Below are 12,871 nucleotides of genomic sequence, written 5' to 3'. Positions count from 1 at the left end.
AGTTGGTCAACGCCAGGCTGACCAACTACACCGAAATCACTGGCTAGACGCTGGCGGCTTCGTTGAGTTCGTTGAGCGTGCTGGTCGCTTCCAGATACTCCTGCACCCAGCGCTGGATCACCGTCGAGGTCTTCTCGACCTTGGTGAACTGGCCGACTACCTGACCGACGGGATTGAACGCGACGTCGACGGACTCGTTCGGGAACTTGTGCGTCGCCGCGACCGCCATGCCGGACACCATGTACTGCAACGGCATTCCGAGCGGATTCGGGGTGTCCGGGCTCTCCCACGCCTCGGTCCAGTCGTTCTTCAGCATGCGCGCGGGCTTGCCGGTGAACGAACGGCTACGGACGGTGTCGCGACTGGTGGCCTTGGCGTAGGCGGCATGCTGGACCGGGGTGTGCTCGGATTCCTCGACCATGACCCACTGGGATCCGGTCCAGGCGCCCTGGGCGCCCAGTGCCAGTGCGGCGGCGATCTGCTGACCGCTGCCGATGCCGCCGGCGGCCAGCACCGGCACCGGCGCGACCTCCTTGACCACCTGCGGCCACAACACGATCGAGCCCACGTCGCCGCAGTGCCCACCCGCCTCGCCGCCCTGGGCGATGATGATGTCGACACCGGCGTCGGCGTGCTTGCGCGCCTGGTAGGGCGAACCGCACAGCGCCGCCACCACGCGGCCGGCGTCGTGGATGTGCTTGATCATGTCGGCCGGCGGGGTGCCAAGCGCGTTGGCGATCATCGTGACCTTCGGGTGCTGCAGTGCCACCTCGACCTGCGGCGTCGCCGTCGCTTCGGTCCAGCCGAGCAGCTGCAGCGCGTCGTCGTCGCTGTGGTCGACCGGCACACCGTGGTCGGAGAGGATCTTCTTGGCGAAGTCGATGTGCTCCTGCGGCACGAGATCGTTGAGCGTCTTCTTGAGGACCTCGGGATCCATGTCGACGGCATCCATGCCTTCGTACTTGTTAGGGATCACGATGTCGACGCCGTAGGGGTGATCGCCGATGTTCTCGTCGATCCAGTTCAGCTCGATCTCCAGCTGCTCAGGCGTGAACCCGACTGCACCGAGCACGCCGAAACCGCCAGCCTTGCTCACGGCGACGACGACGTCGCGGCAATGGGTGAACGCGAAGATGGGGAACTCGATGCCGAGTTGGTCGCACAGGGGAGTGTGCATAGTCCGCTCCTGGTATGGCCATAGGTAAGACAAGATTCAAAACTGAAACGTGTTCTACTTTAGTACACCACGGAGCCCGGCCGAGGAACCCTTTCCGGGTGCAGTCACCCGCAGCACCGGCCACCCCAGCTCGACGGCCATCGCGGCGAGCTCACGTCGCGGGTTCACCGGCCGGGGATTCCCGACGAGGGACATCAGCGCGATGTCCTCGTTTCCGTCGGCGTAGAAATAGCTGCCCGCGAGGTCGATGCCGCGTTCTGCGCAGAACTCCTGCACCGCGGCAGCCTTTCGTTTGCCCCAGATCACCGGCCTGGTGATCCGGCCGGTGAGCCGGTCGTCGTCGTCCACTTCGAAGTGGTTGCACAGGACGTGGCCGATCTCCAGGTAACGGGCCACGGGTTCGGCGTGGATCGTCAGCGCCGACGAGCTCAGGACGACGGTGTGCCCGCGGCGCTGATGGGCCAGCACGATCTCGCGCATCGCCGGGAACACCCGGGACTGCACGCGCTCGGTGAAGAGTCGCGCGCCCACGACGTCGAGCTCGGCCAGGGTTTCCCCGCGCAGGTAACCGGCCGCGCGCTCGAGGAGTTTCGTGAAGTTCACCCGGCCGAACTTGTAGCGCATCGCGGCCTCGATGACACCGGTGACCTCGCCGATGCGGGCCTGTCGGCGACGGATGCGGTCCCCGGCGTGGGCAGTGGCGGTGAATCCGTCGACGAGTGTCCCGTCCAGGTCGAAGAACACGCCGGTGGCGGGTCCCGGCGGGCTGGCCTCGATCTCCGCGAGGGGGTTGACCGGGGTCGCGGCGTCGGCGGTCACACTGCGCTCCTCACGTCCGCGGGCACCCGCCGTTCGACTTGTCACGGGGCAGGCACGAAGTGCCGACAGCCATGCTACGGGCGTGCCCAGCGCGACTGGTCTACTCTGTGGCCTGGTCGCAGCAGCCGACCACGGTAGTTTGGTCTTGCCGGGTTCAGGATGCAGCCTGCGCGAGTGGCACTGATCTGTGCTCCCGCAGTATGCGATGAGCGGCCTGACATGGAAGGTGAACCTTGGACGAGCAAGCAGCTGAAGGCACGAGTTCTGGAGGAGCGTCCTCCTCGACCTGTGTCGTCACGCAGCGGTGGGTCGACCGGACCGCCGTCGTCGCAGTGGCCGGTGTCGTCGACATGATCACCTCGCCCCAGCTGGAGACCGCGATCGACACGGCGCTGGAGCAGAAGCCCGCGGGTGTGGTCATCGATTTCACCGACGTGGAGTTCCTCGCGTCGGCTGGGATGGGAGTCCTGGTCGCCGCCCACGACAAGGCCGGCCCCGAGGTCGCGATCAGCGTCGTGGCGGACGGTCCCGCAACGAGCCGCCCCCTCAAGCTGGTCGGCATCGCAGACATCGTCGCGATGTATCCCAACCTCGACGAAGCCCTTGCGGCGCGCGACACATAGGAAACCCGCTTAGGAACGTGCGCTGAAGGGTAGCCACCGACTGCCATGATCGATTCCATGCCTCCGTCTGAGGTAGCCAACGACGAACGCTTCGAGCGATTCGGCTTCGACGCGAACGCGGCTGCGGTCGCCCGGGTGCGCCAAGACTTCAGCGAGTGGCTGAAGAAAGTCTTCGCCATCGACGAGGTGCGCTGCAGTGACGTCGTCCTCGCGATCAACGAAGCGCTGGCGAACTCCGCCGAATTCGCCTACCTGCTGGCCGACCAACCCGGGACCATCGACATCCAGGTGATCTACGACGCCGATGCCCACACTCTCAGCGCGTGCATATCCGACCGCGGGACGTGGCGTCAGCGTCAGGTCGAACCCGCGCCCCGCACCCGAGGGCGGGGCATTCCGCTGATGGAGACCCTCTCAGACGATGCGGCGATCGAGCCGTCGCAGAGCGGCACCACGGTGCGCCTGGAATGGCGCGGCATCAACCGGCGCTGAGTCAGGCCGGTCGGTAGGTGCCTCTGCCGGTCGCCAACGGAAGATCGAGCGTCGTCCGGATGCCCGGTGCGGCGTCGACGACGTCGGGGATCGCGTTGACGATCCGCCCGGCCGCGGCCAGGATGGCCGCGTAGTTGTGGTCGCCGTTGCGGCTGGTGGGGCAGATGTCCATGACGTAGGACGGCTCGCCGGTGATCTCCACCCGATACGAGCCGCCTTCCTGGGCGGGCTGGGCCCAGTCGGGACGCAGATCGCCGCGTAAGCGGGTGATGTGCTCGACCACGATGGCGGGCCTTCCGTCCACCATGCCCTCGATCAGGAAGCGCACGGCCGCGACGGTCCCCTTCTTGATCGTCCCGACGGCGACGTCGAAATCCTCCGGGGCGGGTTCCTGCTCGACCGAATCCCGGATCTCGTCGACGGTGATACCGAGGCCGGCCGCGAGTTGGCGGATCCCGACGCCCCACGCCGAACTGAGCATGCCGGGTTGGTACAGGAACGGCAGGTCGCCGATCTCGTTACCGAAACCCATGACGTCGAACATCACGGTCGCGCCGTCATAGGTGGCGTAGTCGGCGATCTCCATGGTGCGGATCTGGCTGACGTTCTGGCAGGTACTCGCCAGCGCGAGCGGCAGCAGGTCGGTGACGAAGCCGGGGTCGACGCCGGTGATGAACAGGCTGGCATTCCCCTCGCGGGCAGCTGTTTCCACCCGTTCGATGGTTCTGTCACCGATCACGCCCCACGGGTAAGCCAGAAATCCCGGGGACGACCCGACGACGTCGATGCCTGCCTCGAGCAAGGCGCGTACGTCGGCCAGCGCCTCCCGGGGCCGGACGTCGCCCATGGCGCAGTACACCGCACAGTCGGGCTTCGCTGCGATGATCGCGTCCAGGTCGTTGGTCGCGGTCACGCCCGTCGATACGTCGAGATGGGCGAGCTCGCCGGCGTCCTTGCCGAATTTGGCCTCCGACGACACCCACACCCCGGCGAGGTCGAAGCGGGCGTCCTCGATGAGCTGGCGCAACGCCAGACTGCCGCAATTTCCGGTTCCGAGGAGCGCCACACGAATTGCCATGGCGAGCAGTATGCGGGCTCGGGGCGCAAATTGGAACAGGTTCTAATTTGTGTCTACCCGTGAGGTAACCTGACGCGTCATGGGACGCGTGGACGGAAAAGTGGCACTCATCAGCGGCGGCGCGCAGGGCATGGGCGCCGAGGATGCGCGGGCGCTGATCGCCGAAGGAGCCAAGGTCGTCATCGGCGACATTCTCGATGAGAAGGGCGAAGCTCTCGCAGCCGAGATCAACGCCACCACACCGGACTCCATTCGTTACGTCCATCTCGACGTCACCCAGGCCGACCAGTGGGACGCCGCCGTGGCCACCGCGGTCAGCGAGTTCGGCAGGCTCAACGTGCTCGTCAACAACGCCGGAACCGTGGCCCTCGGCCAGATCGGCCAGTTCGACATGGCCAAGTGGCAGAGAGTGATCGACGTCAACCTGACGGGCACGTTCCTCGGTATGCAGGCTTCGGTCGAGGCCATGAAGACCGATGGCGGCGGATCGATCATCAACATCTCGTCGATCGAGGGCCTCCGCGGCGCCATCATGGTGCACCCGTATGTGGCGTCCAAATGGGCGGTGCGCGGGCTCACCAAGTCGGCGGCGCTCGAACTCGGCCAGTTCAACATCCGCGTCAACTCGGTGCACCCCGGCTTCATCCGGACGCCCATGACCAAGCACTTCCCGGACAACATGCTGCGGATCCCGCTGGGCAGGCCGGGACAGCCCGAGGAAGTGGCGACGTTCGTCGTGTTCCTGGCCAGCGACGAGTCGCGATACGCCACCGGCGCCGAGTTCGTCATGGACGGCGGCCTCGTCAACGACGTGCCACACAAGTAGATCTCGCCCGCGGCGGCGACCGGCGGCCCGCCGACGCCGGTGCGTAAGGTCTTTCCTCGTGAGCGCACGGGCTGGAATCGTGGTGACGGGGACCGAGGTCCTCACCGGACGCGTGCAGGACCGTAATGGTCCCTGGCTCGCCGACCGGCTGCTGGAGTTGGGTGTCGAGCTGGGCCACATCACCCTCTGCGGCGACCGCCCCGCCGACATCGAGGCGCAACTGCGGTTCCTTGCCGCCCAGGGTGTCGACCTCATCATCACCAGCGGCGGTCTCGGCCCGACGGCCGACGACATGACGGTCGAGATCGTGTCGCGATTCTGCGAACGCGAGGTGGTCCTCGACCCGGGTCTGGAAGCCAAGATCGGGGACATCGTCACGGGCATGATGGCGCGGTATCCCGGCGTGGACACCGACGCGGTCCTGGCAGCCAACCGCAAGCAGGCACTTGTTCCCGCCGGCGCGGTGATCCTCGACCCGGTGGGCACGGCCCCCGGTGTCGTGGTCCCGGGAACGCCGACCGTCGTGGTGCTGCCCGGTCCGCCGAGGGAACTGCAGCCGATGTGGGAGGCGGCAGTGGCCACCGAGCAGGTGCAGGCAGCGATTGCGGGCCGCACCCGCTATCAGCAGGAGACAGTCCGGATGTTCGGGCTGCCCGAATCCGGGCTGGCCGATACGCTGCGTGACGCGGAACGCGCTGTCGCCGGCTTCGACCGGCTGGAGATCACCACCTGTCTGCGCCGCGGGGAGCTCGAGATCGTCACCCGGTTCGAACCGCAGGACGCGTCCGCCTACGACGGGCTGCTGGGCGTGCTACGCGACCGGCATCCCCGTGAACTGTTCTCCGAGGACGGCGCTCTGGTCGACGATCAGGTCACCGAACTGCTTGCGGGCCGCAGTATCGCGACGGCCGAATCCTGCACCGCCGGACTGGTGGCGGCGCGTCTCACCGAACGGCCCGGCTCGTCGGCCTACGTCGTCGGGGGCGCGGTGGTGTATTCGAACGAGGCCAAGTCCGAGATTCTCGGCGTCGACCCCGCTCTGATCGACAGCCACGGTGCGGTCTCGGAGCCGGTGGCCGAGGCGATGGCCGCAGGGGCACTGCAGCGGTTCGGCGCCGACACCGCGGTGGCGATCACGGGCATCGCCGGCCCGGGCGGCGGGACGCCGGACAAGCCGGTCGGCACGGTGTGTTTCTCGGTGGCGCTGGCCGACGGGACCGTCGTCACCCGGACCACCCTGTTGCCCGGCAACCGGTCGGACGTCCGCGAGCGCTCGACCACGGTCGCGATGCATCTGCTCCGGAGGGCGCTGGCCGGGGGCGGCTAGGGTGGTCCCGACAACGCGACAGCACATCAGCTCAACAGCACCGACGCGCACTTGGAGAAGCACCGATGGTTGACACCGACGAGCGACAGGAAGTCTCGGCGATCGCCGAGGCGGCCGGATGGAATCACCGGACCGCCGATCGCAGCGACTACTTCGACAAGGGCATCGTCCGGATTCACATCGTGTGGCACGGCGACACCGCGATCAGCGGCGGCACGCTCTACCACGACGACCTGCTGCAGACGTACAGCAAGGACCTGCCGACCGTGCGGGGCTGGCTCAAGCGCTAAGCGCCCGCTCTGCTCATGTGGTCAGCGCTCCTCGGCGGCTTCCCACAGTTCGCTCATCGCCTGCATGATCGCCTCGGCTTCGCCGAGGCCGCCCAGGTGGCTCTCCCCGGGTAGCGGATAGAACTCGGCATCGGGGAGCAGCCCTACGACGTGCTTGCCGTGTGCGAACGGCACGATGTGGTCGCAGTCGCCGTGCCACCAGCGGACCGGCACCTTGACCTCGTCGAGCCGGAAACCCCAGTCGCGGGCGAACACCACCACATCGGCGAACGGGGCGGCCAGCTGTTTACGGCTGCCGTTGAGCAGGTCGTCGAGAAACATGGCCTTGAACTCGGGGCGGACCAGCAGCCGCCGATCGCCCTCCGGGGAGATGCTCGCGTACAGGTACAGGGCAGGCTCGGCGACCGGCTTGATCAGCCGGATGAGACCGGCTGCGACGATGCTGAGCGAGCCGCCGACGTGTTCGAGCACTGGTGCCACCGGTAGGCCGACCCGGCCCATGACGCCGCCACCGATGCCGTCGGATCCCCGCGTCGGCGCGACGCCGCCGAGTACACCGACCGCGACCACGCGATCGGGCATCGCGGCCGCGCAGCCCAGCGTGTACGGGCCGCCACCGGAGAGCCCGATGATCTCCATCTTGTCGATGCCGAGCGTGTCGGCGACGGTGCGCAGGTCGTCGGCGAAGTCGATGACCTTGTCGTATTCGTACGGGGTGGACGAGCCGATGCCGGGACGGTCGACGCCGATCAGCCGGATCCCGTTCGTCTCCGCGAACACCCGGGCCTCGACGGGAATCTGGCGGCGGGCACCCGGGGTCCCGTGCAACCAGAAGATCGCGCGGCCCTGCGGGTCGCCGAACTCGGCGAACCCGAGCTTGCGCTCAGTTCCGACGAAGACGTTGCCTTCGAGCTTAGGACGCGCGATGTCGACAGCCATGCGCGAAAGTGTCCCACGCACGGGTCGGCCGCTGATTCGCTCCGGCGAAGTACGTGGTCGGCGACGGCGGTGCGGCCGGCGCCCGCCTCAGCCGCCCACCCACTGCGGTGGGCGGCGATCGGCCCACGGCAGCGCCGTCTCCAGCTGGGCGGCCAACGCCAGCAGGGTGGCCTCGTCAGGTGCCATCAGCTGAACCCCGATGGGGAGTCCTTCGTCGGTGACACCGAGCGGCAGCGACATCGCGGCCCAGCCGGTGACATTCGCCAGCGAGGTCCATCCGGTGGTGGCGAACTCGACGTCGAAGAAGGCTCTGGTAGTTCCACGCGGTTGATCGAGCAGACCGTACGGCGGGGGTGCCGTCACCAGGGTGGGCACCAGCAGGACGTCGTGGTTGCGGAGCGCAGCGGCGAATCGGCGGGTCTGCGCGTGGACGGCGGCGATGGCGTCGGCGTACTCGACGCCTGTCGTCGTGAAGCCTTCTCGCACCATCACCCAGGTGCTCGGCTCGAATTCGTCCTCACGCGGCGGCCTGCCCAGGACCTCACACGCGAGCTGGTGCAGCGCCACGTTGCTGACGGTGTGCAGCACCGCGATGGCGTCGGCGACAGCGTCCGCGTCGATCGTCGGGGCGCCGGGCTCGACCGAATGCCCCAGCTCCTGAAGAACGGCTCCGGCGCGTTCGACGGCGCCCACCACAGCGGGATCGGTGGCGGGGCCCGGGAACGGGGACCCGGTGGCGATCATGATCCGTTGCGGAGGGACCTCTCTGGTGAGGGATTCCAGGAATGGCAGGGCAGGTGTGGGTGCGGAGTACGGGTCACCGACACCGGTTCCGGTCACTGCGTCGAGCAGCGCGGCGCTGTCGCGAACGGTGCGGGTGAGCGCGTGTTCGTTGACCAGGCCCTCGAGCCCATGGCCTGCACCTGGGGCGAATGAGGTGCGGCCGCGGCGCGGTTTGAGGCCGACGAGACCGCAACACGCCGCGGGCACCCGGATGGAGCCGGTGCCGTCACCGCCCGAGGCTGCGGGAACGATTCCCGCCGCGACGGCCGCCGCCGAACCGCCGCTCGACCCGCCCGGGGTGGCCGCCGCCGACCACGGATTGGCGGTGGCGCCGAACAGCGACGGCTCGGTGGTGCAGTGGTTGCCCCACTCCGGGGTGTTGGTCTTGCCGAAGATCACCAGGCCTGCGGCGAGGTAGCGCTCGACGATCCATGCCGTCTCGTCGGCGACATGTGAGCGCAGGGCCCGCGACCCCATCGCCTCGGGCGCGCCCGCGAGCGACGCGCCAAGATCCTTGAGCAGGAACGGGACTCCGGCCAGCGGACCCGCCTGCCCAGTGCGTAAGGCTCCGGACTCGTCGAGCTCCGCGGCCTGGGCCCGACCCCTGTCGAACAGGTCGGTGACCACCGCGTTGAGTGCACGCCCGGCCTCCAGTCGCACGATCGCGGCCTCCAGGAGCTCGACCGCACTCACCTCTGCGGCGGCGGCCAGCGCAGCCTGACCCAGGGCATCGACGTGCGCCAGTTCCAAGGCTGCGGCGGTATCCATGGGGCGATCATGGTGCCCACACCGCCCGCGGGCAACTCGTCAGCCGGAAACATTGACCCGCAACACGATTCGTGCAGTCAATCGCCCTGGCGGGGTTGCTGGTCCCGGGGCGTCGCCGAGTCGGTGAGCGCCAGGGCGATGAGGATGTCGGCCGCGGTGATGAACAGCCCCCACCAGTACATCCAGCGCAGCGTCGGATCGGGCTGGGAGGCGAAGTAGATGGCGAGGAAGATGGGCCCGACGATGCCGAACACGAACATCATCGCCTGGAATCGCAGATAGGCCCGCAGCGTCGACATCAGGGCTGAAGTCTCCCGCGCCGCGATGTGTCCGTCAACGCCAAGGCGCACGAACCGGCACGCAGAGCCTGGCGAGGCCACTACCCTTGCGGGGGGCGTCGATCGCCGGTGCGTCATGTGCCACGACAGGGACGGGAATTCACGATATGCGTCGAATCACACTTGCCGCGGCCGCGCTGGCCATCGCCTGTGGGTCGATTGCGGTGGGCGGTGGCGCCGGCCCTGCTATCGCCCAACCCACCGCGACGGGACCGACGGCGTTGCCGTTCACCCAGGTGCTTCGGCGGTGCGATTTCAGCAAGTTCCAGTACACCGGCGCTGCATGGTACGGCCGGCCCAGCGGGGAAATGAGGATCGACGGCGGCGAGGTGGTCGTCGACCTCCGCTTCGCCACCGGCGTACCGAACGCGCGGTACGACGTCCGGCTGATCCAGACACCGCGACCGCAGTCCCTGAACTGCAATCCCGGCGATCCGGGTGTCGCGGGGGGCGTCCTGTTCACCGACAACGCCGGCGCGGCGGCGACGACAGTGCGTGCACCGGTCATGTCGGGCGCCACGGGCGCGTGGGTGTCGGTCACCCGGCCCGGCGCCTATTCGCAGATTCCGGAGGAGTTCTACACCACCGACCTGATCGTGCGCTTCTGACGGCACGGCCCGGGAGGTCCCGCCGTCGTCAGGCTGGAACCACGACCGTCAGATGGTCTCCGCGACGTTCGATCCGCAGGTCCGCGCGACGGGCCACCGCGGCCACCGCGGCCGCGTCGCCCGGATCGGTTCTGGTGCTGGCCAAGGCTCGGGCCAGCCGCCCTTTGTGCGCCTTGTTGAAGTGGCTGACGGTGGCACGACGCCCGTCGGGGTGTTCGGCGGTCACGTCCACCGACACGGCGCCCGGCACCTTCCCCAGCGCGGCGTAGGACCCGGATCTCAGGTCGACCACCAGCTCATGTTCGGCCAGGTCGGCCAGCACCGGCTCCAGGACGGGCTTCCACCGGGCCGCCATGGATGGACTTCCCGGCAGCTTCGAGCCTGCAGAGAGTCGGTAGGCGGGAATGCGGTCGGTAGCCCGGATCACGCCGAACAGCGCCGAGACGACAGCAAGCCTCGCCTCTGCCCGCGCCGCTGCCGCGCCCCGCAGGGAATCGATGTCGAGCGCGTCGTAGAGCACCCCCGTATAGCGGTGGATGGCAGGCAGGGTGGGCGCGCTGCGCAGCGCGGCGTTGCGGTCGATCTCGGCGTCCTGGGACGCCGAGATGGCCAGCGCTTTCCGGCTGGCGGGCCGGTCGGCGGCAAGGTCGACCAACTGGTCGACGAGTGTGTCGCGGGTCGCGTTCAGGCTGGGGAAACTCAGCGACGCCAGCGACAGGGCCGGCCCGTCGCCGCCCGCGCGCTTGGTCTCCGACGGCGGAAGCAGCACGATCACGGGACAAGAGGCTAGCGGCTGCGCGGCGGCCGGCTCAGGGCGCGGGCGGCGGCGGCGCTCCGGGGGGCGGCGGCACCGGCCCGCCCGGCGGCAGCGGCAGCGGGGCTCCCGGCACCGGGGGCGCCTCCTGTCCCATCAGAGCGACGGGGCCCGCCGGGGGAGGCGGGGGCGGGGGCGGGGGCGGCAGCTGGTTCAGGGGCGGCGCGAGCATCGGGTCGCCAGGGGGCGGAACCTCCGGCGGGACCGGCAGGAACATGTGGTTGGTGAACTGCTCCTGGTAGGCCCCACCACCGCCGACCTGTACTCCGCCGCCCTCACCGGAGGAGACGGGCGTGCCGTCCGGCAGGGTGACGGCGGTATGCCCGCCGTTCCACCCGACGACGAGCGCCCCGGGCTGCGTGCCGTACTGAAAGCCGCGCTCGAGCAGCTCGCCCTCGATGTTTCCGGTGTGGAACCGGTCGCCATAGACCGGCCTGCCGGTCGCGGCGTTGGTCACCCAGGACACCAGGCCGGAACAGTCCGTACCCGACGGCGAGTCACCACCGGCCACGTAGGGCGTGCCCGACACCTGGTTGACAAGCGTCAAGAGTGTAGCGATAGCAAACATGCCGCCGGACATTAACAGAGGGTCTCTAAAACGGCCAAAATCTGTGACGGTAGGCACATTACGTCGAGCGGGTTCGAATTGATCACGAAAAGCGTTGCGCGCACGACCTATTGGAAATACGGCGAGAAGACTGTCGCAGTTGCCTCAAATATGTTGCAGATCAAGACTTTACGTCGACAGCGGCCGTGTCGATGTGCCTGTGCGGTCGCGGCGCATACGTGCCGATCACAGTTGCTCGACGTGTTACGAAACGGGAACGAGCCGTACGTCAGCGATGGGCCAGCAGGAGCGGAATCTTCAACTCCGCCGGCGTGAGCGACCCGTGCTGGCCCACCAGCGAAGATTCGACGGGTTCGGTGGATCGTCGGAGCAGACCCGAGGAGCCGCGGGCGGCGGCAACTATGTCCCCGATTCGGGGTCGGACCTGGTCGCTCACCCGGTCGCCGAACCATCCCGCTGCGATGGCTTCCTCACCCGAGACCACCCAGGCTCGCTCGCCCAGCGTTGCCCGCCACGTCGCCAGCACGTCGGGCAGCGCCCCGGGACGGGTGTAGACGTGCCGCGCGCGCACCTCGCCCCCGATGGCCTCCGTACCCAGGTGCAACGCCTCGACGGCATCGATGTCGACGACGTCCCCGTCCAGAGCCACCATGCCGTGATCGGCCACCACGGCGAGCAGTCCTGCGCCGGGCAACCCCTCGACGATCGACTCCACCAGCTTGTCGACCTGCCGCAGCTGCAGACGCCACGCGTCCGACCCCGGACCGTGCAGATGGCCGACGAGGTCCAGGTCTGCGTGATAGCCGTAACAGAATCCGCCCCCGGCGAGAGCCTCGCGGACGGTGGCTGCCAGATCGCCCATCGTGTGTACCCCGACGTAGTCCCCGCCGCGCAGCACCGCCCGCGTCAGTCCCGAGCCGGCGAACTGTGCCCCGGAGATCACGCTGACCTCTACACCGGTGGATGCCGCTGTCTCGAAGACCGTAGGCCTGGGCTGAACCACCTCCGGCTTCGCGCGCTCGCGCAGATCGTCACCCCAGGGATGCGGGCGCCACCTCAGGGCGTTGATCACGCCGATGTCGGGCAGCCGGAAGGACATCCCGACCATGCCATGTTCGCCCGAGCGGCACCCGGTGCCCACCGCGGCCAGGCCGGCCGCCGTCGTCGACGGGAAACCCACCTGCAGGGTCGCGCCGCGCAGCCCGGCGAGTACCGGAGCGTCGTCGGCGTGCGCGTCCAGCAGTTCGGCGCCCAGCCCGTCGATCAGCAGCAGGCACGCTCCGCCGACGTCATGGGGCAGCTCTATCCGCGGCTCGAACCCGGGCACGCCCATCGCGGCGAGGATGGACGGTGCCACATCGGCCAGATGCGCAGCCGACGGATCGAGCCGGGGCAAGGACTCCTCGCGCGGCAGATCCACG

General features: G+C 68.5%; 15 protein-coding genes. 6 read left to right on the top strand and 9 right to left on the bottom strand.

Features of this window, described 5'->3' with window-relative positions; all coding sequences use genetic code 11:
• Positions 1-43: 43 nt before the first annotated feature.
• Together EL337_RS14260 and EL337_RS14255 are read right to left on the bottom strand one after the other, a co-directional pair.
• Positions 44-1,177 (bottom strand): nitronate monooxygenase, encoded by a 1,134-nt coding sequence (locus tag EL337_RS14260; RefSeq protein ID WP_048630970.1) that lies wholly within the window; start codon positions 1,175-1,177, stop codon positions 44-46.
• 54 nt (positions 1,178-1,231) lie between these two features.
• Positions 1,232-1,996 carry an HAD family hydrolase gene (locus EL337_RS14255; protein ID WP_048630969.1) on the bottom strand — a complete coding sequence of 255 codons (765 nt, stop codon included), beginning with the start codon at positions 1,994-1,996 and terminating at the stop codon, positions 1,232-1,234.
• Between the two features lie 233 nt (positions 1,997-2,229).
• Between EL337_RS14255 and EL337_RS14250 the strand changes: the two genes are divergently transcribed.
• Positions 2,230-2,619, top strand: coding sequence for an STAS domain-containing protein (locus EL337_RS14250; RefSeq protein WP_048630968.1), 390 nt, complete (start codon positions 2,230-2,232; stop codon positions 2,617-2,619).
• Between the two features lie 45 nt (positions 2,620-2,664).
• Positions 2,665-3,111, top strand: coding sequence for an ATP-binding protein (locus tag EL337_RS14245; protein ID WP_048630967.1), 447 nt, complete (start codon positions 2,665-2,667; stop codon positions 3,109-3,111).
• A gap of 1 nt (position 3,112) precedes the next feature.
• On the opposite strand, the gene EL337_RS14240 is transcribed toward EL337_RS14245, so the two are convergent.
• Positions 3,113-4,189 carry an NAD(P)H-dependent amine dehydrogenase family protein gene (locus EL337_RS14240; RefSeq protein ID WP_048630966.1) on the bottom strand — a complete coding sequence of 359 codons (1,077 nt, stop codon included), beginning with the start codon at positions 4,187-4,189 and terminating at the stop codon, positions 3,113-3,115.
• A gap of 79 nt (positions 4,190-4,268) precedes the next feature.
• Between EL337_RS14240 and EL337_RS14235 the strand changes: the two genes are divergently transcribed.
• The 3 genes from EL337_RS14235 (at position 4,269) to EL337_RS14225 (ending at position 6,632) form a co-directional block, all read left to right on the top strand.
• On the top strand, positions 4,269-5,015 hold the full coding sequence (locus EL337_RS14235) for a glucose 1-dehydrogenase (RefSeq protein ID WP_048630965.1): 747 nt from the start codon (positions 4,269-4,271) through the stop codon (positions 5,013-5,015).
• A gap of 58 nt (positions 5,016-5,073) precedes the next feature.
• Positions 5,074-6,342, top strand: coding sequence for a competence/damage-inducible protein A (locus EL337_RS14230; RefSeq protein WP_048630964.1), 1,269 nt, complete (start codon positions 5,074-5,076; stop codon positions 6,340-6,342).
• A gap of 65 nt (positions 6,343-6,407) precedes the next feature.
• Positions 6,408-6,632, top strand: coding sequence for a hypothetical protein (locus EL337_RS14225; RefSeq protein ID WP_048630963.1), 225 nt, complete (start codon positions 6,408-6,410; stop codon positions 6,630-6,632).
• Between the two features lie 21 nt (positions 6,633-6,653).
• Here the strand turns inward: EL337_RS14225 and EL337_RS14220 are convergent, their stop codons facing one another.
• From EL337_RS14220 to EL337_RS14210, 3 genes are all read right to left on the bottom strand, one after another.
• Positions 6,654-7,571 carry an alpha/beta fold hydrolase gene (locus EL337_RS14220; protein WP_048630962.1) on the bottom strand — a complete coding sequence of 306 codons (918 nt, stop codon included), beginning with the start codon at positions 7,569-7,571 and terminating at the stop codon, positions 6,654-6,656.
• An 87-nt stretch (positions 7,572-7,658) separates the two neighbouring features.
• Positions 7,659-9,122 (bottom strand): amidase, encoded by a 1,464-nt coding sequence (locus EL337_RS14215; protein WP_048630961.1) that lies wholly within the window; start codon positions 9,120-9,122, stop codon positions 7,659-7,661.
• Positions 9,123-9,199: 77 nt separating this feature from the next.
• Positions 9,200-9,421: a hypothetical protein gene (locus tag EL337_RS14210; protein WP_048630960.1), complete on the bottom strand. Its 222-nt coding sequence runs from the start codon at positions 9,419-9,421 to the stop codon at positions 9,200-9,202.
• 146 nt (positions 9,422-9,567) lie between these two features.
• Here EL337_RS14210 and EL337_RS14205 point away from each other — a divergent pair, with 146 nt between their 5' ends.
• Positions 9,568-10,068 (top strand): hypothetical protein, encoded by a 501-nt coding sequence (locus tag EL337_RS14205; RefSeq protein WP_048630959.1) that lies wholly within the window; start codon positions 9,568-9,570, stop codon positions 10,066-10,068.
• Positions 10,069-10,096: 28 nt separating this feature from the next.
• On the opposite strand, the gene yaaA is transcribed toward EL337_RS14205, so the two are convergent.
• From yaaA to EL337_RS14190, 3 genes are all read right to left on the bottom strand, one after another.
• On the bottom strand, positions 10,097-10,843 hold the full coding sequence (gene yaaA, locus EL337_RS14200; protein WP_048630958.1) for a peroxide stress protein YaaA: 747 nt from the start codon (positions 10,841-10,843) through the stop codon (positions 10,097-10,099).
• A gap of 34 nt (positions 10,844-10,877) precedes the next feature.
• Positions 10,878-11,450, bottom strand: coding sequence for an NlpC/P60 family protein (locus EL337_RS29190; protein ID WP_126316577.1), 573 nt, complete (start codon positions 11,448-11,450; stop codon positions 10,878-10,880).
• Between the two features lie 268 nt (positions 11,451-11,718).
• Positions 11,719-12,870 carry an alkaline phosphatase family protein gene (locus EL337_RS14190; protein WP_232786889.1) on the bottom strand — a complete coding sequence of 384 codons (1,152 nt, stop codon included), beginning with the start codon at positions 12,868-12,870 and terminating at the stop codon, positions 11,719-11,721.
• Between the last annotated feature and the right edge of the window lies 1 nt (position 12,871).

It is taken from the genome of Mycolicibacterium aurum (genome assembly GCF_900637195.1).
Taxonomy (GTDB): domain Bacteria; phylum Actinomycetota; class Actinomycetes; order Mycobacteriales; family Mycobacteriaceae; genus Mycobacterium; species Mycobacterium aurum.
Note: the sequence above shows the minus strand (reverse complement) of the source record. Positions and strands in the feature narration are given on the sequence as shown.

Bases quoted from the DNA above. Each gene is read 5' to 3' on its own strand.
- EL337_RS14260 (WP_048630970.1), bottom strand. From the start codon at position 1,177: ATGCACACTCCCCTGTGCGACCAACTCGGCATCGAGTTCCCCATCTTC.
- EL337_RS14245 (WP_048630967.1), top strand. From the start codon at position 2,665: ATGATCGATTCCATGCCTCCGTCTGAGGTAGCCAACGACGAACGCTTC.
- EL337_RS14240 (WP_048630966.1), bottom strand. From the start codon at position 4,189: ATGGCAATTCGTGTGGCGCTCCTCGGAACCGGAAATTGCGGCAGTCTG.
- EL337_RS14235 (WP_048630965.1), top strand. From the start codon at position 4,269: ATGGGACGCGTGGACGGAAAAGTGGCACTCATCAGCGGCGGCGCGCAG.
- EL337_RS14225 (WP_048630963.1), top strand. From the start codon at position 6,408: ATGGTTGACACCGACGAGCGACAGGAAGTCTCGGCGATCGCCGAGGCG.
- EL337_RS14220 (WP_048630962.1), bottom strand. From the start codon at position 7,571: ATGGCTGTCGACATCGCGCGTCCTAAGCTCGAAGGCAACGTCTTCGTC.
- EL337_RS14215 (WP_048630961.1), bottom strand. From the start codon at position 9,122: ATGGATACCGCCGCAGCCTTGGAACTGGCGCACGTCGATGCCCTGGGT.
- EL337_RS14210 (WP_048630960.1), bottom strand. From the start codon at position 9,421: ATGTCGACGCTGCGGGCCTATCTGCGATTCCAGGCGATGATGTTCGTG.
- EL337_RS14205 (WP_048630959.1), top strand. From the start codon at position 9,568: ATGCGTCGAATCACACTTGCCGCGGCCGCGCTGGCCATCGCCTGTGGG.
- EL337_RS29190 (WP_126316577.1), bottom strand. From the start codon at position 11,450: ATGTTTGCTATCGCTACACTCTTGACGCTTGTCAACCAGGTGTCGGGC.